The 20,517-nt window shown below is 65.9% G+C and carries 19 protein-coding genes; 7 read left to right on the forward strand and 12 right to left on the reverse strand.

Going from position 1 to position 20,517, the window contains the following annotated elements:
* Window positions 1–47: 47 nt before the first annotated feature.
* From CFB81_RS12280 to CFB81_RS12315, 8 genes are all read right to left on the reverse strand, one after another.
* Entirely contained in the window at window positions 48–530 is a 483-nt protein-coding gene (locus CFB81_RS12280; RefSeq protein ID WP_089435445.1) for a tetratricopeptide repeat protein, read from the reverse strand.
* Between the two features lie 180 nt (window positions 531–710).
* Window positions 711–1,139, reverse strand: a complete 429-nt coding sequence (locus CFB81_RS12285) for a hypothetical protein (protein WP_143328588.1) — start codon at window positions 1,137–1,139, stop codon at window positions 711–713.
* Window positions 1,139–2,422 carry a PAAR domain-containing protein gene (locus tag CFB81_RS12290; protein WP_218829341.1) on the reverse strand — a complete coding sequence of 428 codons (1,284 nt, stop codon included), beginning with the start codon at window positions 2,420–2,422 and terminating at the stop codon, window positions 1,139–1,141. The genes CFB81_RS12285 and CFB81_RS12290 overlap by 1 nt, the downstream gene beginning before the upstream one ends.
* 12 nt (window positions 2,423–2,434) lie before the next feature.
* Window positions 2,435–3,250 carry a DcrB-related protein gene (locus CFB81_RS12295; protein WP_089435448.1) on the reverse strand — a complete coding sequence of 272 codons (816 nt, stop codon included), beginning with the start codon at window positions 3,248–3,250 and terminating at the stop codon, window positions 2,435–2,437.
* A gap of 97 nt (window positions 3,251–3,347) precedes the next feature.
* Window positions 3,348–4,034 carry an ankyrin repeat domain-containing protein gene (locus tag CFB81_RS12300; RefSeq protein ID WP_256121951.1) on the reverse strand — a complete coding sequence of 229 codons (687 nt, stop codon included), beginning with the start codon at window positions 4,032–4,034 and terminating at the stop codon, window positions 3,348–3,350.
* A gap of 95 nt (window positions 4,035–4,129) precedes the next feature.
* Entirely contained in the window at window positions 4,130–7,129 is a 3,000-nt protein-coding gene (tssI, locus tag CFB81_RS12305) for a type VI secretion system Vgr family protein (RefSeq protein ID WP_089435830.1), read from the reverse strand.
* Between the two features lie 495 nt (window positions 7,130–7,624).
* On the reverse strand, window positions 7,625–8,962 hold the full coding sequence (locus CFB81_RS12310; RefSeq protein WP_006755837.1) for an AAA-associated domain-containing protein: 1,338 nt from the start codon (window positions 8,960–8,962) through the stop codon (window positions 7,625–7,627).
* Between the two features lie 22 nt (window positions 8,963–8,984).
* The gene (locus CFB81_RS12315; protein ID WP_069619253.1) at window positions 8,985–10,742 is read right to left on the reverse strand and encodes an ABC transporter permease subunit; all 1,758 of its coding nucleotides are present in this window, start codon (window positions 10,740–10,742) and stop codon (window positions 8,985–8,987) included.
* A gap of 498 nt (window positions 10,743–11,240) precedes the next feature.
* On the opposite strand from CFB81_RS12315, the gene CFB81_RS12320 reads away from it, so the two are divergent.
* Entirely contained in the window at window positions 11,241–11,507 is a 267-nt protein-coding gene (locus CFB81_RS12320) for a hypothetical protein (protein ID WP_011545926.1), read from the forward strand.
* A 42-nt stretch (window positions 11,508–11,549) separates the two neighbouring features.
* Here CFB81_RS12320 and CFB81_RS12325 read toward each other — a convergent pair whose 3' ends face one another.
* A complete protein-coding gene (locus CFB81_RS12325) occupies window positions 11,550–12,869 on the reverse strand; it encodes an ATP-binding protein (RefSeq protein ID WP_089435449.1) in 1,320 nt (439 codons plus the stop codon).
* Window positions 12,853–13,578, reverse strand: coding sequence for a response regulator (locus CFB81_RS12330; protein ID WP_006493394.1), 726 nt, complete (start codon window positions 13,576–13,578; stop codon window positions 12,853–12,855). Before CFB81_RS12330 ends, CFB81_RS12325 begins: the two co-directional genes overlap by 17 nt.
* A gap of 224 nt (window positions 13,579–13,802) precedes the next feature.
* Between CFB81_RS12330 and CFB81_RS12335 the strand changes: the two genes are divergently transcribed.
* Complete coding sequence (locus tag CFB81_RS12335) at window positions 13,803–14,357, forward strand: periplasmic heavy metal sensor (RefSeq protein ID WP_089435450.1); 555 nt, start codon at window positions 13,803–13,805, stop codon at window positions 14,355–14,357.
* Window positions 14,358–14,426: 69 nt separating this feature from the next.
* Here the strand turns inward: CFB81_RS12335 and CFB81_RS12340 are convergent, their stop codons facing one another.
* On the reverse strand, window positions 14,427–15,131 hold the full coding sequence (locus CFB81_RS12340) for a pirin family protein (protein WP_089435451.1): 705 nt from the start codon (window positions 15,129–15,131) through the stop codon (window positions 14,427–14,429).
* Between the two features lie 366 nt (window positions 15,132–15,497).
* On the opposite strand from CFB81_RS12340, the gene CFB81_RS12345 reads away from it, so the two are divergent.
* From CFB81_RS12345 to CFB81_RS12360, 4 genes are all read left to right on the forward strand, one after another.
* Window positions 15,498–16,280 carry an ABC transporter substrate-binding protein gene (locus CFB81_RS12345; protein WP_027785110.1) on the forward strand — a complete coding sequence of 261 codons (783 nt, stop codon included), beginning with the start codon at window positions 15,498–15,500 and terminating at the stop codon, window positions 16,278–16,280.
* A 230-nt stretch (window positions 16,281–16,510) separates the two neighbouring features.
* On the forward strand, window positions 16,511–17,200 hold the full coding sequence (locus CFB81_RS12350; RefSeq protein ID WP_006489645.1) for an ABC transporter permease: 690 nt from the start codon (window positions 16,511–16,513) through the stop codon (window positions 17,198–17,200).
* Complete coding sequence (locus CFB81_RS12355; protein WP_059576621.1) at window positions 17,197–17,910, forward strand: ABC transporter permease; 714 nt, start codon at window positions 17,197–17,199, stop codon at window positions 17,908–17,910. The genes CFB81_RS12350 and CFB81_RS12355 overlap by 4 nt, the downstream gene beginning before the upstream one ends.
* A gap of 18 nt (window positions 17,911–17,928) precedes the next feature.
* Window positions 17,929–18,708 carry an ABC transporter ATP-binding protein gene (locus CFB81_RS12360; RefSeq protein ID WP_069619257.1) on the forward strand — a complete coding sequence of 260 codons (780 nt, stop codon included), beginning with the start codon at window positions 17,929–17,931 and terminating at the stop codon, window positions 18,706–18,708.
* Between the two features lie 63 nt (window positions 18,709–18,771).
* Here CFB81_RS12360 and CFB81_RS12365 read toward each other — a convergent pair whose 3' ends face one another.
* Window positions 18,772–19,269 (reverse strand): GNAT family N-acetyltransferase, encoded by a 498-nt coding sequence (locus CFB81_RS12365; RefSeq protein ID WP_089435452.1) that lies wholly within the window; start codon window positions 19,267–19,269, stop codon window positions 18,772–18,774.
* Between the two features lie 142 nt (window positions 19,270–19,411).
* Here CFB81_RS12365 and CFB81_RS12370 point away from each other — a divergent pair, with 142 nt between their 5' ends.
* Window positions 19,412–20,338 (forward strand): LysR family transcriptional regulator, encoded by a 927-nt coding sequence (locus CFB81_RS12370; protein ID WP_084044311.1) that lies wholly within the window; start codon window positions 19,412–19,414, stop codon window positions 20,336–20,338.
* Window positions 20,339–20,517 lie beyond the last annotated feature (179 nt).

Below are 20,517 nucleotides of genomic sequence, written 5' to 3' on the forward strand. Positions count from 1 at the left end.
CCGTGCGCGGCGCCCGCGTCGTTCAGCGTACTCGCGAGCTGCCGTGGTTACAGATGCGTGCGAAGCTGCGCCACCCTTTCCTTGATTTTCGCGGACAGCGCATCGTCCGGGTTGTAAGTCAAGCACCGCTCGAGATCGGCGATCGACGCGTTGATATCGCCCAGCGTCTCGTATGCCCGGGCGCGATTGAAATAGACGAAAGGCTGGTCGGGATTGAGCTTCAGCGCCTTGTCGAAGTAATCGAGCGACTTCTGGTAGGCGCCGCCTTCGAGGTAAATCGTCGCGAGCGTGCAATACGCCGACGGGTCCGTGTAGCCCAGCTCGATGGCCCGGTTCAGATCGTTCAGCGCGAGATCCGTCTTCTTGATCATCGCGAAGGTCGTGCCGCGATCGGCATACGTCGCCGCGTCTTCCGGCGCCACTTTCAGGATGTCGCCGTACAGTCCAAGCGCATCCTCGATGCGGCCTTGCGCCACGAATCCGCGAGCCCGCATGCGCATCGGTGAAAAATCGGGGTTCTTGTCGGTCATTCAATTCAGCACCAAAAACTTCGGACACGCATTATCCGCTTCGCTGTCCGGAAACTGCTCGGCACCCGGCCCTCGCGATCAGGTCTTTCGGGCAGCGCTACAGCACACTGACGCCAAAGCCTGAAGCCGGAACGGATCATCGATCAAGGGCGGCCCAAAAATAGGCCAGGCTCATGCTGCCTAGCGACTCCAGACATCGATCAAAGATCGCTGCAATTCCTTGTTTTTGGCCAAGCTCGCGATATAGGCGAAATGATCCTCGTCTTCATCGAGCTCTGGCAGATTCGGATCAAATGTTTCATCGCCCACCCACCAGGCGGGATACTGAATCGCATCGCCATCGATGGAAAAAGTCGTCACCCCGCGGTGGAAGTCGTGTTCGTACTTGACGTTGTGTCCGAGATCCGCGAAGTTCCAGCGTTTTTTGTTCCATTGAAGATAAAGCTGCCCATCCGCCGCGAAGACAGCGACTTCCTGGCCCTCGACAGCAATGTAATTCCCCCGCGCCACATGTCCGTCTCCGACCAGCGCGGAAAACACGCCTGTCTCCACATTCAGCTCGACGAAGCTCGACGGGCGGTTAATCACGCCGAGTTGCACGTTCTTCATCATTTTCCAACCTTCGCGATGCCAGTAAGAATGTCCATTGTAGGGTTGCTACGTGTCCCCGCGGCGATCACCCCCTCCGGGCTACCATATTTCTGCAGCAGTGCTTCATACGTCGGGCCATACTTGTTTCCGTATTTCGCCATATTGCGCTCATACAACACCGGCAGTTTGTCCTCGGCGTATTTCGACATCCGGGTTTGATTTCGCATGTCGACGATCTGCCGCCCGATACTTTCTTGGCTGGCGCCGCTGGCGCGCATGTCGGCTATCCATGCACGCTCGTCAGCCAGGCCCTGATGGTATTCCAGCCGCACGTTCCGGGCATTGGCAACTTGCTCCGGATTCGTCCAGTCGACCGGCCACTTGGGCGCCGCAAACTCGGATCCTTCTACCGGCGTGTACCCGTAGACACCCTTTGGATTGCTGACGAGGTCCGCCGGCATCGTATCGACCACGTAATCGAAAGGACTCGTCGCGCCGGCCTTGGGCAGCGTGCCGGCAAGCGCATCGGCGGCGGTCTCCCCCGCGGAGATCTCGCCGGCAACGGACCCGGCGCCTTTCGCACCGCCCACGAGCCCAGCCCCCTTTGCCGCGCCGGCCCCTCCCAGGAGGCTGCCGCCCAGCATCGACCACTTCTGCCCGTCCGACCCTTCTCCAAACACCTTACCGCCGATCCATGAACCGACTTCCCCGCCGACGAACCCGCCGGCCGCGCCCAGGATCGCGATCGCCGGCCCGGCGAGCACGGCGGTCGCCGCCACGCCGACCGCCAGCATCGTCCAGTTCACCCACGCCGGAATTTCCGGATTGAACTCCCCGACCGCCGGGCCACCGATGAACACGTTCGGCGATCCGTCGTTGATCAACGCGCCGCACATCATCCGGTCTTCCTTGCGGCTCGCCGGCTGGCTGTTGATGAACACCGTCGACGAACCCTGCGCGACCACCTGCGGCGGACCCGCGTGGTCGCTGCACAGCCCGAGACTCAAAATGGCCCGTATCGCTGGGCGACTGTTGATGAAGACGTTGGGTGAGCCCTTTATCAGGCTTCCGGTGACGTGCCGCGGCGCCCACGACATCGTGCCCAGCACCTCGCCCAGCCCGCCCCCCGCGGCGGCACCCGCGGCGACCGCGGCAATCACCGTCAACGCCGCACCGCCGGTTGCGACCACCGCCACGGCGCCGATCACCGCGCCGGCAATCATCCCGGCGATCATCCATCCCTTCGACGCCGTATGCGCGATCGGATCGCCGAATCGCGCAGCAGCAAGCAATGTATCCACGCGCGTTCCCCGTCAGCCCGCGTTCGCAACCGCAGTCAGATAAGCCCGTACGGCCTCGACGTTCTGCATGCCGACCATGCCTTTCACCGCTGCCACATCACCCAGCCGGTCGGCCAGCGACGCGTGCTCGCGCGCGTCCGTCGTCCATAGCGCGAATTGACGGCCATCCACGGCTCGCCACGCCGGCTTCCCGTGCGGCGCAGGCTGAAGCGCCAACGGCTCGCCGCCCGGGCCGAAGAACGCGGTGTCGTCGAACATTTCCGTGACGTCGTGCCGGTACAGTTCGGCCATGCCGGTGAGCGCGTACAGCGTCGCGCTCGGCTCGTGCAGCACGAACACGATGCCGGCCTCGTCCTGGCCGAGCGCCCTCGGCGCGAAGGCCGCCCGCTCGGGCCGCGCCAACACGACACTCGCGAGCAGGCTCTTGTATTCCTTGCTCTTGTCCTCCGTGAACGACTTCGGACAGGTACCGATGAAGCTGATCGCCATGCGCTCGCGCCCCGCCTTCGGCGACATCACGACCGTCTGGCGCTGATGCAGCGGCGAGCCTTCCGACACCCACTGGTAATCGATTTCGCGCGCCGTTTCGCCATCGATCTCCCGGTTTTCCAGATGCTTCAACTCGAAACGCGGCAGCGACTTGCGCATCTCCGAGACCAATCGCGTCACGAACGTATCGACCGTATCGTCCGGCTCCATCGGCGCGCGCGACACCACGAAGGTAAATCCGCTGCTTCCTGCTTCGTCGACCGTGAACAGGTGGATCGTCTTGTCTTTGAAGTGCGCCGGCAACTGAATGACGGCATCGTTCATCTGATATTCGGACATGCTCTTCTCGGTTCGGCCTGCTCATTCGAGCAGGCGCCGGATTGAAACTGTTCGCCGGCGACACAGGCGCCGCCGACGCATCCGTCAGGCGGCAGCGTTACCGTACGCCGGCCGTGACCAGACGCTTGTGAATGGCCTCGATGCGACCCAGTTGCGGCGAGCCTTTCGGCGTCTGTTGCAGTTCGTCGCCGAGGACTTTCGCATACGCGAGACCGTTGTCGTTCTTCACCGACGGATCGGCGCCATGCTCGAGCAGATAATCGACGACGTCCCACTGCCGCAGGCGCGTCGCTTCGTAGAGCGCGGTTTCCTTCATCGAATCCCGCAGGTTGACGTTCGCCTTGTGCTCGACCAGCACGCGCATTTGCGGCAACAGCGTGTCCTTGCAGGTGGCGAAGAGCAGCGGCGTATCGCCGTCGTACTTGAGATCCGGGTTCATGCCGCCGGCCAGCAACGCCCGCAGCAGGTTCGGCGTGTCGGCCCGCGCAGCCAGATACGCGACGTTCGCGCCATTCTCGCCGAACGGCTGTTCAGGCTTGGCGCCGTCCCGGACCAGTTCGCTGATGATCTGAAGGCGCACGTTGGTCGCATCCGTCTTCACCGGCACGGCTTCCTGCACCGCGAACGACAACAGGCTGGCCTTCTTGTTGCCGAGCGCAGCGAGATCCGTATGTGTCGCAAGCGCCTTGACCTGCTCCAGATTCCCGTCGCGAATGGCACGCGCCAGCTCGAGTTGCTGTCCCGTGAAAAAATCTTCGGGCGGGTAACGTTTGAAGTCTGCCATTTTCGTTTCCTGTGCATGAGTCGGCCACCAGAACGGCGACGACAACCCGATTACCGCGACAACCGCGCCCGCGGCGATGACCTTGTTGTATTTCATCAATGTCCCTGAAGTTGACTCAGCAGCGACGATTGCTGCTCGGCGACGGTCGTATTCAGCCCGCTCGTCACCTGGCCCATCATGTGCCGCTGGACCGTCGTCACGCTGGTGCCCGGAATGGTGATCTGCTCACCGACCGCCTTGGGCATCAGTTGCGACGTCACATCGCTGATCGGGCCCAGCCCACCCTCCTGCGCGCCCGTCAGGATGTCGCCGTCGACGCGATAGTTCGTGATCGACGACGATCGCGGCGTGGCCCCGTACAGCGGCAGCGTTTCAGGATTGAGGCCCGCCGCGTTGAAAGTCGTCGCGCCGGCGCCGCTCGCCTGCGATGCCGCCGACGCCAACCCGCCGCCGAGCGAATGGCCGGTGAGGTCGAGGCCGCCCGCATTTCCCGAACCGTAGACCTTCTTGCCGAGGGTCACGGCGCGATCGTAGTACGGCGAATTGTCGCCGAGCCCCTGGCTGAGGTTGTTCGACCAGTCCTCCTTGACCGTCGGCTGCGTACCCTTGAAGGCCAGCGTCGGCTTCATGCTGTCGCCGAACACCGCCGGATCGGGCGCATAGACCTGTGCGCCGAAATTGCTGCCGGGAATCTGCAGGTCCTGCGGTCGCATGCCGAATTTCTTCAACGCTTCCGGATCGTTCGACACGTTCTTCCATCCCGGCGGCGCCGTGCCCGGCGTGTACACGGCCTCCGCAAGCTTGGCCAGTTGCTGCGCCTTGACCGTCGCCTGAAGCTTGCGTGCCGCGGCCTGCACCTTCGGATCGGCCGAGGCGAGACCCGCCGCGATGATCGCCTGCTGATTGGCCCACTCGATCGCCATCGCCTGCTCGGGCGTCACGAACAGCCCCTGGTTCAGGTGAATCACCGGGCCATCGAGGAAGATGCCGCTCTGATTGATCAGGATGCTCGATGCGCCATGGGACAGCTTGATGCTGTCCGGCTTGAGCGTCACGATGCTGGCGCCGACCCGATGCTCGATCTCGTCCGTCGCCTGATAGCTCTGCTTGCCCGGTCCGGCATCGCCGGCGAGCGCCTGCACGCCGACGGTGTTGGCCGTCGTGAAGCGCGCCTTCGCGATCTTTTCCGACAGGCTGCCTTCCGCGACATGCTTGCTCTCGTCGCCTTTCAGCACCGACACGTTCCGGGCGCCGGATTCCACCGTGTGCGATTCGCTGTCCTTGACGATCGTCTTCATGTCCTTCTGCGCATGCAGAAAGACTTCCTGCGCGCCGTTCACGTCCGAGAACCGAAGCTCGTTGAAGCCCTCGCCCTTGTGCGTCTGGCTGCGCATCCCCATCGTCTGGCCGCCGCTGCCGTGATACGGGTTGCCCGAATCGCCGTTGAACACACGGCCGACGACGATGGGGTTGTCCGGATCGCCCTGATTGAACGAGACGAGCACCTCCTGGCCGATCCGCGGGATCGCCGAGCCGCCCCAGCCCTTGCCCGCCCATGGTTGCGATACACGCACCCACATCGAATCGGAACCGTCGAGCTTGCCGCGTCGGTCCCACAGGAAATGCAGCTTGACCCGGCTGCCGTCGGTGTGAATTTCCTCGCCCTTCGGCCCGACCACGATCGCCGACTGCGTACCCTGCATGTGCGGCTTGGGCGTACGCCGCTCGGGCCTGAACGGGATGTCGATCGGCAGGCACGTAAACGTGTTGTGGTACGGCAGTTTCGAGGTCTGCTGGGTATAGTCGTTCGCCACCTGGTGACGCACACGAAGGATCACGAAGTCCTTGTTGTTGTAGGCGGACGTGCCGTGATTGACCAGCGTGAAGCGCCCGCTCGTCGTCATCCCGTGCGCGTGACCGGCGCCGTTGAAACGATGCGCGAGCGCTTCTTCCGCTTCCATCGCGTAGCACGCGTAACGCTGCCCGTCGTCGCCGTGGTCATACAGCGAATGGAATTGATAACGCTCGGTCGTCTGGATGTTCGGGTGCTTCAGATTGACGGTCGGCACCTCGACATGCATCAGTTGCGACGACGGCTGGTTGTAGTTGAAGTCCCGGTACGTGATCTTGCCGACGCGGAAACTGAACGCCTCGTCCCATCGATCGATGCCGTTCTGCTCGCTGGCGGCGCTGCTGGCTTCGTACGGAATGGTCTTCAGGTTCGGAATCGGCTGGAACACCGCGTTGGTGTCGCCGATCACGAGGACGTGCTTGTCCTGTTCGTAGCGGATCGTCCAGATCAGCCCTTCCTGCTCCATCAGGCGCGAGCAGAAACTGTAGTACGACTCGTCGTACATGACGATGTATTCGAGTTTCGGACGTTCACCCTGCATCGTGAACTCGAAATCCGAAAAACCCATCTCGCGGAAAATGTCGCTCAGGATGTCCTGCGGCGTCTGGTTCTGGAAAATCCGGCAATCGGTCGAGCGCGTGAGAAACCAGAACCACGGAACGACCGACATTTCGTAGCGGGTCACCGAACCCGATTTTCCGACACGGCCGAACGACGCAACGTAACCGTCGAAATATCGTTTCGTCTCGGTATCCGCCGCCGACGTCACGACGCGCGTCAGACTGAAATTGCGGCTCTGCGGCTCGAGCGTGATCTTGACTCGCTGCCCGACGATTTCCTGCGGTTCGATATTGTTGCGATGGGAAAGCAGGTCGAGATGGGTTTCAGTCAGCTGATTGACGTGCTCGTCGATGACCGCCGCGCTGACCAGCAGCACGTCCGGGCCGAGCGGCGTTTCGATCGTGATGAAGCGATTGTCCTGGGTCAGGCGCGGAAGCGCGCCCGTCAGGCCGTTGATGGCCTCGGCGATCGATTCGGGGGCCTTGCCCATCAGCGACAAGCCGGTTTGCGCCAGTTGCACCGCGCTCGCGGCACCGCCCAGCAGCCCCGCGCCCGGCATACCGGTCAGCGCGCCCAGCTGGCCCGCCATGCCGGCAAGCGAACCCAAGTTGCTCAAGCCGCCGGCCAAGGCCGCACCGCCCCCTCCCATTCCGTCAGGGTTTCCGTTTGCTGCGAAACTCATCATTAACCTCGTTCTTTTTTGTCGGGCGGACCCGCCGCGATCTGGACGCTATCGCACCACCAAGGCGCTCTCAGCCGCCTGGGTGGCGCCAAATATATCAAACCGTAGGGAAATTCATAAGCGTTTGTCAGCATTTAGTAGTCGGCGCCGAAAAACAGCCGCAGTCGATCGGTCGATCGATCCCCAATATCTATTGCTGACGGGGGCTGCGGCCGCGCCGATCGAAGCGCACCGCACCGAGTCGGCATTCAACGCGTAGTGAAGTAGAGGACGGCGGCGGAAGTGAACGAAGCGTGGCCGCCGAAAAGAGAAACCGGGCGCGACATCCTCGGCGAACGTCATCCGCAGCGCTTCCGGCAGCAGCGCGACCCGACAATCGGGTGATCCATGACTCGGCGCTCGTTGCAAACGCCTGGGTCGGGCCGCAGCAGCCGAATCAAGCTGCTGGGGGCATCGGGGCGACGCCAGCGGGACGCGTCGGACGCGCCGATCGCTTCAGGACTCGACGTCCTCGAGGCTGAAGATCTCGGTCTGGTCGTTGTACGAGAAGATCTCGCCATAACGGCCCCAGTCGATCACCGCGTCGAGCGTTTCCTCGGCCGCGCCGTCCGACAGGAAATCCTCCAACTCCTGCTCGAAGCGCACACGCGGCGCGCGATGGCCCGGCCGCTCGTTCAGCACCTTCTTGATCCGCGCGGCGAGCGGCACATGCTTCAGCAGGTGATCCGCGAACATCAGCTTGCGTTCCTGCGTGCCGAATTCCGCGAACACGCGCCCCGGCGGCGTCAGGAACACGTCGCCTTCGCGCACGTCCGCGAAGCCGAGGTACTGCAGCACTTCCGCGATCGGGAACAGGTCGTCGACTTCCAGATGCAGCGTGCGCGCGATTTCCGGCATGTCGGCGCGACCGTGGTACGGCGCCATCGCGAGCGTCTCGATCAGGCCGGCCATCAGGTTGGTCGACACCTGCGGCAGCCAGCTGCCGAGCTCCAGCCCCTTCTTCGTCGCTTCGCCGGTCTGGCGTGCGGTCATCTTCGCGTAGATGTCGTCGACGAGCTTGCGGAACGCCGGGTCCAGACGATTGCGCGGGTGCTTGAACGGCACCTTGATCTCGGCAATCACGCGGCCCGGGTTCGACGACAGCACGAGGATCCGGTCGCACATGAACACCGCTTCCTCGATGTTGTGCGTGACGATCAGCACCGACTTGATCGGCATGCGGCCCTGCGTCCACAGATCGAGCAGGTCGGTACGCAGCGTCTCGGCCGTCAGCACGTCGAGCGCGGAGAACGGCTCGTCCATCAGCAGAATGGTCGGATCGACGACGAGCGCGCGCGCAAACCCGACGCGCTGGCGCATCCCGCCCGACAGCTCCCGCGGGTACGCGTTCTCGAAGCCGTCGAGACCGATCAGGTCGATCGCGGCGAGCGCACGCTCGCGCCGCTCGCGCGCGCCGACGCCGAGTGCTTCGAGCCCGGCTTCCACGTTCTGCAACACGGTGAGCCACGGGAACAGCGCGAAAGTCTGGAACACCATCGCGACGCCTTCGGCCGGGCCGCGCAGCGGCTTGCCGAGATAGGTCACCTCGCCGCCGGTCGGCTCGATCAGCCCGGCGATGATCCGCAGCAGCGTCGACTTGCCCGAGCCCGAGCGGCCGAGCAGGCCGACGATCTCGCCTTCGCGCAGCGACAGGTTCGCGTCGTCGAGCACGAGCAGTTCGCCCTGCGTCTTGTTGAAGCCGCGGCAGACGTGATCGACGCGCAGGATTTCTTCGCCGAGGCGCGGCGGCTGGGACGTCTGGACGGGGGCGTTTACAGCATTCGGATTGTGCATCGCGTTTCGCTCTCAATCGGTCTCAGTCGAGCCGCAGCTTCGCTTCGGCGAAGGCATACAGCGGGCGCCACAGCAGGCGGTTGAACAGGGTGACGAACAGGGACATCACGGCGATGCCCAGGATGATCTTCGGGAAATCGCCGGCGGCGGTGGTCCGCGCGATGTAGGCGCCGAGGCCGTGCGCCTCGATCCGGGTGCTGCCCCACTGTACGGCTTCCGACACGATGCTCGCGTTCCACGCGCCGCCCGATGCGGTGATCGCGCCGGTCACGTAGTACGGGAAGATGCCGGGCAGGATCGCCTGACGCCACCACTGCCAGCCGCGGATGCGGAAGTTGGTCGCCGCCTCGCGATAGTCGTTCGGGTAGGACGTCGCGCCCGCGATCACGTTGAACAGGATATACCACTGCGTACCGAGCACGATCAGCGGCGACAGCCAGATGTCCGCATTCAGGTGGAAGCGCGCGATCACGATCACGAACACCGGGAACAGCAGGTTCGCGGGGAACGCGGCGAGGAACTGCGCGAGCGGCTGCAGCTTCTCGGCCAGCTTCGGACGCAGCCCGACCCACACGCCGATCGGCACCCAGATCACCGACGCGATCGAGATCAGCACGACCACGCGCAGCAGCGTGATGAGCCCGAGCACGAGCACGTGGCCGACTTCGGCCATCGTCACGCCGGTCGCGACGAAGCTGACGACGCGCCACACGATATAAGCCGTGCCGAGCAGCACGAGCCCCGCCCACGCGATGTCGACCGTGCGCGACGCCTTCTTCTCGACTTTCGGCAGCGAGAAGCGCATCGCACCCGACAGCGGCAGGCGCAGCGGGATCCGCGCGGCCTTCGCGAAGAACCAGCCGGCCGGCACGAGCAGCTGATGGATCAGCCGCGTGCGGCGCACGAGGTCGAGCAGCCACGATTGCGGCGCATCGCCCGACGCGGTGTTCTCCATCCGGAACTTGTCGGCCCACGCGATGAGCGGGCGGAACAGGAACTGATCGTAGGCCAGGATCACGACCGTCATCGTCAGGATCACCCAGCCGATCGCGCCGAAGTTCTTGTCCGCGATCGCCTGCGCGAGATACGCGCCGATGCCCGGCAGCGTGATCGTCTGGTTGCCGACCGTGATCGCCTCCGACGCGACGACGAAGAACCAGCCGCCCGACATCGACATCATCATGTTCCAGATCAGGCCCGGCATCGAGAACGGCACTTCGAGCTTCCAGAAGCGCTGCCAGGACGTCAGGTGGAAGCCGCGCGACACTTCGTCCAGGTCGCGCGGCACCGTGCGCAGCGACTGGTAGAAGCTGAACGTCATGTTCCACGCCTGGCTCGTGAAGATCGCGAAGATCGCGGCCAGCTCGGCGCCGAGCACGCGGCTCGGGAACAGCGCGAGGAAGAACGTGACCGTAAACGAGATGAAGCCGAGCACCGGCACCGACTGCAGGATGTCGAGGATCGGGATCAGCACCATGCCCGCGCGGCGGCTTTTCGCGGCGAGCGTGCCGTAGACGAGCGTGAACGCGAGCGACGCGACCATCGCGGCGAGCATCCGCAGCGTGGTGCGCAACGCGTATTCGGGCAGGTTCGACGGATCGAGCGAGATCTTCTGCGTCTGCAGCACGCCGATCGGCGCCATCGTTTCGTGAAAGCCGACCACCGCCATCGCGATCAGGCAGATGATCAGCGGAAATGCGATGAAGTCCCACCGGTTCGGCAACACGCGCCACGCGGATGCGTTGGCGGTCCGGTTCGGATTGAAGAATCCGACGTTCATCAGGCGCCCTCCCCGGTAAGGCCGATCGAAGCCGGCAGTCGATGTTGATTCATGGCAAAGCGCACGGGCGCGGTAATTCGATTGACTGGCGATCTCGCGCACGCGGCGCGCCGTGCGTGCGCTGTCGCGGCCGGTCGAGCCGGGCCGCGACGGCACGACACTACACCAACCTGTATTTCAGGTACAACCGTCCGGGGACGGCGCAGGCAACGCATGGATCGTGCCCGGCGCGTGGACGGATGGCGGGCGCGCGGTACGGGACAGCCTGGCCGCAGTCCTGCGGCCGGCACGCAGGCCCGAATTATGCCGTGATCCGGCCCGGCCGTGAACCCGCCCGCCGCAAGCGGGCACAAACCGTGTCCGGGATCAGCAGCCGGATACGGCGAAGCAGGTATGATCGGGGCTAGCCCCCGGGTTCGTTTCGGCCGTGTCGCCGCAATGCGCACGCGCGCGGTGTCAACCGGCCCCGGGGATAGACCGACGAGCGGGAGGAAGGGAATGGCAGGAAACTTGGTGATCGTCTGTCGCGATCAGGATGCCGACGCGTTCTATGAACTCATGCAGGAGTACGGGTCGTTCCAGACCCGGCTGTCGTCCACGGCGTGGTACCTGAACATGAACGTCGTGCCGGAATCGCTGCAGGAGGAAATCCTGGAGCGCCTCGGCCGGTATACGACCGTCTATATCTTCGAGGCCACCACGGTGACCTACAACACGATCGACAGCAACGCGGCCGAGACGCTCGGCACGCTGTTCGGCGAATGACACCGCGCGGCGCCAGCCCGGCCGGGCAGGCGCCGCAACCGCTCATGCGGCCTTTGCGTGGGGTTCGTCGTCCTTCGGCACGACGTCGAACGGGAACGTCATCGACACGCGCAGGCCGCCTTCGGGGCGATTGCCGATGTCGCACGCGCCGCCCAGCCTGAGCACGAGCCGCTCGACGATCGCGAGCCCGAGCCCGCTGTGGCCGTTGCCGCCGCGCGCGGGATCGAGCCGCACGAACGGCCGCGTGGCGGCCGCGAGGTCGCGCGGCGCGATGCCGCCGCCGCTGTCGCTGACCGACAGCACGTAGCCGGCCGGCGTGCGCGCCGTCTCGACGAGCACGGGCGGCGCACCGTACGCATGCGCGTTGTCCAGCAGGTTCGACAGGATCCGGTCGAGCGTCGCCGTCGGCAGCCGGAAGCCGGGATCGGCCTCTAGCCGCGTCTGGACCGCGGGCGCGTTCGGCGCGACCGCGCGATAGCTGCGCGCGATCCGCTCGCACGCGTGATCGACCGGCACCGGCTCGCTGCGGTCGACCCCGCCATGCGCAAACACCAGGAACTGGTCGACGATGTGCGACATCGAGTCGACATCGCGCACGACGCCGTCGCGCAGCCGCGCGTCGTCCATCATTTCCGCCCGCAGCCGCATCCGGGCGAGCGGCGTGCGCAAGTCGTGCGCGACGCCGGCCAGCATCACCGCGCGATCGCTGTCGGCCTGCGACACCTGCTCGACCATCTGGTTGAAGCCGTGCGTGAGCTGGCGCAGCTCGCGCGGCCCGCGTTCGCGCAACGGCGGCACCGGCTGCCCGCGGCCGAAACGCGCGACCGCGCGGGCGAGCGAGCGCAGCGGCTGCTGCAACTGCCAGGCCGCGAACAGCGCGGCGATCACGCCGGCCGAGAAGATCGTGCCGAGCCACAGCAGCATCCGGTCGAGCGAGCGCGGCGGCCGCAGCGGCTGCACGGGCACCACGATCCAGTTGCGGTCGGCCGGCTCCTTCACCCACAGCACGGGCGGATGGCCGGGCGTGCCGATCTCGACCTGCGTGCCGGGCGGCATGCGCTCGCTCACATCGTCGCGGAACCGCTTCAGCGGCGGCGGCAACCCCGCGTCGCCGCCCTTCGGCACGTCGGCGCTGTCCGGCGACACGAGCCGCACGCGCGACGGCAGCGGCTGGTCGGGCGTGCGCGCGACGTGCTGGCGCACCGCGTCGACGAGGAACGCGGCCTCCTCGACCGCATAGCGCGTCTGCATCTGGTTGCGCTCGAGCCGCATCGCGAAGAACCACGCGAAGTGCGACAGGAGCAGGACGCCGACGACGAGCAGCGCCAGCCGCCCGAACAGCGAATCAATGGGTTTGCGCATGGGCCTCGCCGTCGGGCACGAACACGTAGCCGCGCCCGCGGACCGTCTGGATGAAGCGCGGCGTCGACGGATCCGTTTCGAGGATGCGGCGCAGGCGCCACACCTGGACGTCGATGCCGCGGTCGGTGCCGTCGTACTCGGGCCCGTGCAGCAGCTCGAGCAGCCGCTCGCGCGTGAGCGTGCGCAGCGCATGGTTCACGAAGATCTTCAGCAGCGCGAATTCGCTGCTCGACAGCGTGGCCGGCTTGCCGTCGACCGACAGCGTGCGCGCCTGGAAGTCGAGCAGGAAGCGGCCGAACGCGAACGGCTCGCGCTGCTCGGGCGCGGCCGCCGACGGCGTCGCGCGGCGGCGGCGCAGCACGGCCTGCACGCGCGCGAGCAGCTCGCGCGGGTTGAACGGCTTGCCGAGGTAGTCGTCCGCGCCGAGCTCGAGCCCGACGATGCGGTCGACGTCGTCCGCCCGCGCGGTCAGCATGATCACGGGGATGTCGTCGCCGGCCGCGCGCAGCTGGCGCAGCGCGGTCAGGCCGTCCACGCCCGGCATCATCAGGTCCAGCACGATCAGGTCGGGCCGCTCGCGCTCGAGGCGCTTCTCGAGCGTCGCCGCGTCGTGCAGCACGGACACTTCCATCCCCTGGCGCACGAGATAGTCGCGCAGCAGGTCTCGGAGTTCTTGGTCGTCGTCGACGATGAGGATCTGGGTAGTCATGGCTCGAAGTTTACCGCGCGAGGGCGGAGTCGAAGAACGAAACAAAGGAGCGAAAGGGTTACTGCGGGTTACCGCGCAAGGGAACTGTAATGCACGGTAACCGGGCCGCCGCCCCGCGTAACACCCGCCGGAGCCTGCATCGCTAACCTGCGTCTTACCGGATGCGGTACCCGACTTTTCCCGGCACCGCATCGCCGGACCCTCTGGATACAGGAGTTTCTGAAATGTATAAGAAGACTTCCCGCGTGGCCATCGCGGCCGCCACCGTACTCGCTCTCGCATTCGGCGCCGCGCATGCCGCGCAGCCCGACGACATGCCGCCTCCGGGCGGCCCCGGCATGCACCGGATGCACGACGGGCACGAAGGCGGACCGTTCGGCGCGATCATGAAACTGCACGACCAGTTGAAGCTCAACGCGTCGCAGGAACAGCAATGGCAGGCGGCCGTCAACACGATGAAGCAGAATCGTGACGTGATGCGCAAGAGCCACGAGCAGATGCGCGAGCAATTCAAGGCGCAGCAGAACCAGCCGATCCTCGACCTGAGCGCGATGCATTCGGCACGCCAGCAGGCGGAGGCGCAGAACGCTCAGCTGCGCGAGCAGACGTCCGCCGCGTGGCTCACGTTCTACAACGGGCTGAACGACCAGCAGAAGACGATGGTCAGCACGGCGCTCAAACAGCAGTTCGCGAAGATGGAGCAGCGCCACGAGAAGATGAAGGCGCGCTGGGAACAGCATCGCGCGGCCGCCAAGGGCGCGTCGGCGCCGGCGCAGTAAGCCGGCGGGCCGCTCCCGCAGCGGCGCCGAAGGGGGACGCAGGCACCGGCCTGCGTCCCCCTTTTCGTTTCAGGCGACGTCGAACAACAGCACCTCGGCCGTGCGGCCGCGCGCGAACGCCACCGCGTCCACGCCGCCGATCCGCGCGCCGTCGCCGGCGGCCAACGCGCGGCCGTTGACCTCGACCTCGCCGCGCGCCATGTGCACATAGACGCTGCGCCCGGCCGGCACGTCGAACGCCGTCGTCTCGTCGCCGTCGATCAGCCCCGCGAAGATGCGGGCATCCGCCCGCATCGACAGCGCGCCGTCGCCGCCGTCGGGCGCCGCGACGAGCCTGAGCCGGCCGCGCTTCTCGTCGTCGGGGAAACGCCGCTCCTCGTAGCCGGGCCGCCCGCCCCGCTCGGCCGGCTGCAGCCAGATCTGCAGCAGATGCAGCGGGCGGTCGCGCGACGCGTTGGTTTCGCTGTGCATGAGCCCCGTGCCGGCGCTCATCCGCTGGATGCCGCCGGTCCGGACGATCGCGCCGCAGCCGAGGCTGTCGCGGTGCGCGAGCACGCCATCCATCACGTAAGTGACGATCTCCACGTCGCGGCGCGGCTGCATCCCGAAACCGCGCGTCGGCGCGATCCGGTCCTCGCTCAGCACGCACAGCGCGCCGACGGACGGACGCACCGGCGCATGCGCGGCGGGGCAGGCAGACGAAAAACTGTGACTCGATTCGAGCCAGCCGTGGCGCGTGTGCCGGCGGTCTTCGGCGCGCAGGATCTGGAACATTGGGGTGGACGCTCGGGGGCGCAGATGTTCTGTTCGGGTTTACCTCCACTGTAGGAGGAGGCCGACAGCGCCACAATCCGCCGCCCGCGCACCGCATCGTTGCAGTCACGGAACCAATAGCCGAAATATTCGTTGCGAATGCCACGATTACCGCAACAGCAAAATCGAGGAATCGGTCGACCGTGCCGGATTGCCGTTTTCCGGGTATCGCGTTCGGGTAAAATACCGCCCTTTTGGCGTTCGCCGTTCCGGCGGCCGCCAACGCCAGAGCGCCGATCGGCGATTTTTGGCCGTCTAGAATACGCCGCGGCGCCCGGTTCGACCGGCCGCGAGCGCCCCCGGAAAGTCAGCAACAGAAGGATGGAAATGAAGAAGGCCGCCCTGTGCGCCGCCCTCGCCCTCGTGGCGGGCAGCGCCTTCGCGAAGGAGTGGAAGACCGTGCGGATCGGCGTCGATGCCAGCTACCCGCCGTTCGAGTCGACCGCGCCGAGCGGCGAGATCGTCGGTTTCGACGTGGATCTCACCAAGGAAATCTGCAAGCGGATCAACGTGAAATGCGTGTGGGTGGCGCAGGACCTCGACGGGATCATCCCGGCGCTGAAGGCGAAGAAGTACGACGTCATCGTGTCGTCGCTGACCGTCACGGACAAGCGTCGCGAACAGATCGACTTCTCCGACAAGGTGTATGACGCACCCGCGCGGATGATCGCGAAGACCGGCTCGCCGCTGCTGCCGACGGTCGCGTCGCTGAAAGGCAAGCGCGTCGGCGTCGAGCAGGGCTCGACGCAGGAAACCTACGCGAAGGCGTACTGGGAACCGCAGGGCGTGACGATCGTTCCTTACCAGAACCAGGACCAGGTCTATACCGATCTCGGCTCGGGCCGCCTCGACGCGACGCTGCAGGACGAGCTGCAGGCCGACTACGGCTTCCTGCGCACGCCGCGCGGCAAGGGTTTCGCGTTCGCCGGGCCGGAAGTGAAGGATCCGAAGACGATCGGCGACGGCACCGCGATCGGCCTGCGCAAGGAAGATACCGACCTGAAGCTCAAGATCAACCGGGCGCTGGCCGACATGCACAAGGACGGCACGTACGACCGGCTGTCGCACAAGTACTTCTCGTTCAGCGTCTATTCGGCGCCGGCCCGCTGAACGCCGATCAAGCAGAAGCAGCGGATGCGGGGGCGGCCCCGCGTCCGGGCAGTACAGGCAGTCAACCACGCGCCGCCCGCCCCCTTGCCCGCCGCTCACGCGACGGGCAGGCCCGGCACCGTTGCCGGGGCGGACGGTCATGATACGCACGGGGCGTTCCGCGCAGCTTGGCGGACGCGTGTTTCGCGGCGCACCGCGTGCGCCCTCAGGGACCACACCAGGGACCCCATATGTTTCTACAAGGCTACGGCCCGCTGATCCTCGCCGGCACCTGGCAAACCGTCAAACTGGCGGTGCTTTCGCTTGCGCTGTCGTTCCTGCTGGGGCTGCTCGGCGCCGGCGCGAAGCTGTCGCGCAACCGCGTGACGAACGGCGTCGGCACCGTCTACACGACGCTGATCCGCGGCGTGCCCGATCTCGTGCTGATGCTGCTGCTGTTCTACAGCCTGCAGATCTGGCTGAACATGGCGACCGACGCGCTCGGCTGGGACCAGATCGACATCGACCCGTTCCTCGCCGGCGTGCTCGTGCTCGGCTTCATCTACGGCGCGTACTTCACCGAGACGTTTCGCGGCGCGTTCCTGTCGGTGCCGCGCGGCCAGCTCGAAGCCGGCAGCGCATACGGAATGACGAACTGGCAGGTGTTCACGCGGATCATGTTCCCGCAGATGATGCGCTTCGCGCTGCCGGGCATCGGCAACAACTGGCAGGTGCTCGTGAAGTCGACCGCGCTCGTGTCGATCATCGGCCTGGCCGACGTCGTGAAGGCGTCGCAGGACGCCGGCAAGGGCACGCTGCGGTTCTTCTTCTTCACGCTGATCGCGGGAGCGGTCTACCTCGCCATCACGACGATCTCGAACTTCGTGCTGATGTGGCTCGAAAAGCGCTACTCGACCGGTGTCCGCAAGGCTGACCTATGATCGAACTCATCCAAGAATACTGGCGCAACTATCTCTACACCGACGGCTATCGCATCACCGGTGTCGCGATCACGCTGTGGCTGCTGGTCGTGTCGATCGGCCTCGGTTTCTGCCTGTCCGTGCCGCTCGCCGTCGCGCGCGTGTCGAAGAAGAAGTGGCTGTCGGGCGCCGTGTGGCTGTACACGTACGTGTTCCGCGGCACGCCGCTCTACGTGCAGCTGCTGCTCTGCTATACGGGCCTGTACAGCCTGCAGGCCGTGCGCGGCACGCCGATGCTCGATGCGTTCTTCCGCGACGGGATGCATTGCACGCTGCTCGCGTTCACGCTGAACACCTGCGCGTACACCACCGAAATCTTCGCGGGCGCGATCAAGGCGACGTCGTACGGCGAAATCGAAGCCGCGCGCGCGTACGGGATGTCCCCGTTCACGATGTATCGCCGCGTGATCCTGCCGTCGGCACTGCGACGCGCGCTGCCGCTGTACAGCAACGAAGTAATCCTGATGCTGCACGCGACGACGGTGGCCTTCACCGCGACCGTGCCGGACATCCTGAAGATCGCGCGCGACGTGAACTCGGCGACCTACATGTCGTTCCACGCGTTCGGCATCGCCGCCCTGCTCTACCTCGTGATCTCGTTCACGCTCGTGTGGCTGTTCCGCCAGGCCGAGCGCCGCTGGCTCGCGTATCTGCGCCCGCAAGGCAAGTAAGTTTTCGCAGGACTATTGATGAACTCCCAGACCCAGAAGCTTTTCGTCGACGATCTCCACAAGCGGTACGGCGACAACGAGGTGCTCAAAGGCGTGTCGCTGAAGGCCAACTCGGGCGACGTGATCAGCGTGATCGGCTCGTCCGGCTCCGGCAAGAGCACGATGCTGCGCTGTATCAACTTCCTCGAGCAGCCGAACGCGGGCCGCATCTTCGTCGACGGCGAGGAAGTGCGCACCGCGCTCGACAAGACGGGCGCACTGCGCGCGGCCGATACGAAGCAGCTGCAGCGCGTGCGCACCAAGCTGTCGATGGTGTTCCAGCACTTCAACCTCTGGTCGCACATGAACGTGATCGAGAACGTGATGGAAGCGCCGGTGAACGTGCTCGGCATCCCGAAGAAGGAAGCCGAGGAGCGTGCGCGCGAGTATCTCGAGAAGGTCGGCCTCGCGCCGCGCGTCGAGAAACAGTATCCGTCGCATCTGTCGGGCGGCCAGCAGCAGCGCGTGGCGATCGCGCGGGCACTCGCGATGCATCCCGACGTGATGCTGTTCGACGAGCCGACCTCCGCGCTCGACCCTGAACTGGTGGGCGAAGTGCTGAAGGTGATGCAGAAGCTGGCCGAGGAAGGCCGCACGATGATCGTCGTCACGCACGAGATGGGCTTCGCACGCAACGTGTCGAATCATGTGATGTTCCTGCACCAGGGCCGCGTCGAGGAACAAGGCGTGCCGGCCGAAGTGTTCGCGAACCCGAAGAGCGACCGCCTGCGCGGCTTCCTGTCGGGCAGCCTCAAGTAACGCCCGTCACGCGCCACGCCCGAACGGGCGCCCGCGGTTTGCCGCGCGGCGCCCGTTTTGCGTTTACGCGGCGCTCACCGGCGTGCCGTCGGCGAACGCGCGCAATTCGTCGCCCGCCAGCCGGTAACGCACCCATTCGCTCTGCGGCGCCGCGCCGACGCTCTCGTAGAAACGGATCGCCGGCTCGTTCCAGTCGAGCACGCTCCATTCGAAACGCCCGCAGCCCGAGTCGACCGCGATCCGCGCGAGCGCCTTCAGCAACCGCAGCCCCGCGCCGGCGCCGCGAAAGCGCGGCGACACGTACAGATCCTCCAGATACAGCCCCTGCCGCGCGAGCCACGTCGAATACGAGAAGAAATACACGGCGAAGCCGGCCGGCTCGCCGTCGATCTCGCACATCAGCGCGCGCGCCGGCGAGCCTTCGCCGAACAGGCTGCGTTCGAGCGATTCGGGCGTCGCGACGACTTCGTGCGCCGCCCTCTCGTAGACGGCCAGCTCGGTGATGAAGCGCAGGATCAGCGGCACGTCGGCGACGGTGGCGGAACGGATATCGATTTGCACGGGTTGAGCCCTCCTCCGGCCCCGGATGTGAAACGGGAAAGCGGCGCCGCGCAGCCCGCGGCCGCGCTGGCGCCGTTCAAACCGTCATGCTACGTTCGCGCGATGCCTGCAGGAAGTGCAGTTTCTTCATCCGGACCTGAACATGATGCATCCCGATCTGCGCCGCCTCGACCTGAACCTGTTGCTCGTGTTCGACGCGCTGTACCGCCACCGGTCGGTCGCGGCGGCCGCGCACGAACTCGCGTTGAGCCCGTCGGCGTTGAGCCATGCGCTCGCCCGGCTGCGCGACGCGATCGGCGATGCGCTGTTCGTGCGGCTCGGCAACGAGATGCAGCCGACCGTGCGCGCCGACGACATCGCCACGTGGGCCGGCGACGCGCTCGACGCGATGTCGAAGGGGCTCGCCCGCGCGCGCCGCTTCGATCCGGCGCAAAGCGACCGTACGTTCGTGTTCGCCGCGACCGACTACACGGCGTTCGCGGTGCTGCCGCCGTTCCTCGCCCGCATCCAGCACGTGGCGCCGCACCTGCGGATCCGCGTCGTCCATTCGGACCGCAAGATTTCCGTCGACGAGCTCGCAGCTGGCCGCATCGACTTCGCGCTCGGCTACCACGAGGAATCGGCGGCCGACGCGCCGGGCATCGAGGATTTCGACTGGTTCTCCGACGACTACGTCGTGATCGCGAGCGCCACGCATCCGGGCATCCGCCGGCGGCTGACGCTCGACCAGTACCTGGCGGCCCGCCACGTGGTCGTCACGCCGTGGAACGAGTCGCGCGGCGTCGTCGACTACGTGCTCGACCGGCTCGGCCTCGCGCGGCACGTCGCCGTGCAGTTGCCGTCCGTGCTGGCCGCGCCGTTCGTGATCGCGGAATCGGCACTCCTGATGACCGTGCCGAACCGCGCCGCGCAGGCGCTGCGGCACGCGGCGCCGATCCGCATCTTCCGGGCGCCGTTCGAGATCCCGCGCTACACGGTGAAGGTCTACTCACACGCGAAGCATGCGCGCACCGATGCGCATCGCTGGATTCGCGCGCAGTTGCTCGACGCGCGACCGGGCCCGGACTAAGCGCGGCGCGTTGCAGGACGAGCGTTTCAGACGTCGATCGGCGAGGGCGGCAATCGCCCGGATCATTACGAAATACTTACCCATTTCGCGACTTCCGCGCCTACGCCGGCACCTTTGCAACGTCAATAGTGGCAATCCTTGACCCCTCCCCGCGGAATCCATGTCTCCCTTGTGGGACA

Origin of the sequence: Burkholderia sp. AU28863 (genome assembly GCF_002223195.1) — a bacterium.
In the GTDB taxonomy this organism is placed as follows: Bacteria; Pseudomonadota; Gammaproteobacteria; order Burkholderiales; family Burkholderiaceae; genus Burkholderia; species Burkholderia sola.

What these genes read in the sequence shown, in the direction of transcription:
- CFB81_RS12280 (WP_089435445.1), bottom strand. Translation starts at nt 530, where the DNA reads ATGACCGACAAGAACCCCGATTTTTCACCGATGCGCATGCGGGCTCGC.
- CFB81_RS12370 (WP_084044311.1), top strand. Translation starts at nt 19,412, where the DNA reads ATGATGCATCCCGATCTGCGCCGCCTCGACCTGAACCTGTTGCTCGTG.
- CFB81_RS12330 (WP_006493394.1), bottom strand. Translation starts at nt 13,578, where the DNA reads ATGACTACCCAGATCCTCATCGTCGACGACGACCAAGAACTCCGAGAC.
- CFB81_RS12325 (WP_089435449.1), bottom strand. Translation starts at nt 12,869, where the DNA reads ATGCGCAAACCCATTGATTCGCTGTTCGGGCGGCTGGCGCTGCTCGTC.
- CFB81_RS12285 (WP_143328588.1), bottom strand. Translation starts at nt 1,139, where the DNA reads ATGAAGAACGTGCAACTCGGCGTGATTAACCGCCCGTCGAGCTTCGTC.
- CFB81_RS12320 (WP_011545926.1), top strand. Translation starts at nt 11,241, where the DNA reads ATGGCAGGAAACTTGGTGATCGTCTGTCGCGATCAGGATGCCGACGCG.
- CFB81_RS12335 (WP_089435450.1), top strand. Translation starts at nt 13,803, where the DNA reads ATGTATAAGAAGACTTCCCGCGTGGCCATCGCGGCCGCCACCGTACTC.
- CFB81_RS12300 (WP_256121951.1), bottom strand. Translation starts at nt 4,034, where the DNA reads ATGGCAGACTTCAAACGTTACCCGCCCGAAGATTTTTTCACGGGACAG.
- CFB81_RS12315 (WP_069619253.1), bottom strand. Translation starts at nt 10,742, where the DNA reads ATGAACGTCGGATTCTTCAATCCGAACCGGACCGCCAACGCATCCGCG.
- CFB81_RS12310 (WP_006755837.1), bottom strand. Translation starts at nt 8,962, where the DNA reads ATGCACAATCCGAATGCTGTAAACGCCCCCGTCCAGACGTCCCAGCCG.
- CFB81_RS12295 (WP_089435448.1), bottom strand. Translation starts at nt 3,250, where the DNA reads ATGTCCGAATATCAGATGAACGATGCCGTCATTCAGTTGCCGGCGCAC.
- CFB81_RS12350 (WP_006489645.1), top strand. Translation starts at nt 16,511, where the DNA reads ATGTTTCTACAAGGCTACGGCCCGCTGATCCTCGCCGGCACCTGGCAA.
- CFB81_RS12345 (WP_027785110.1), top strand. Translation starts at nt 15,498, where the DNA reads ATGAAGAAGGCCGCCCTGTGCGCCGCCCTCGCCCTCGTGGCGGGCAGC.
- CFB81_RS12360 (WP_069619257.1), top strand. Translation starts at nt 17,929, where the DNA reads ATGAACTCCCAGACCCAGAAGCTTTTCGTCGACGATCTCCACAAGCGG.
- tssI (WP_089435830.1), bottom strand. Translation starts at nt 7,129, where the DNA reads ATGAGTTTCGCAGCAAACGGAAACCCTGACGGAATGGGAGGGGGCGGT.
- CFB81_RS12340 (WP_089435451.1), bottom strand. Translation starts at nt 15,131, where the DNA reads ATGTTCCAGATCCTGCGCGCCGAAGACCGCCGGCACACGCGCCACGGC.
- CFB81_RS12355 (WP_059576621.1), top strand. Translation starts at nt 17,197, where the DNA reads ATGATCGAACTCATCCAAGAATACTGGCGCAACTATCTCTACACCGAC.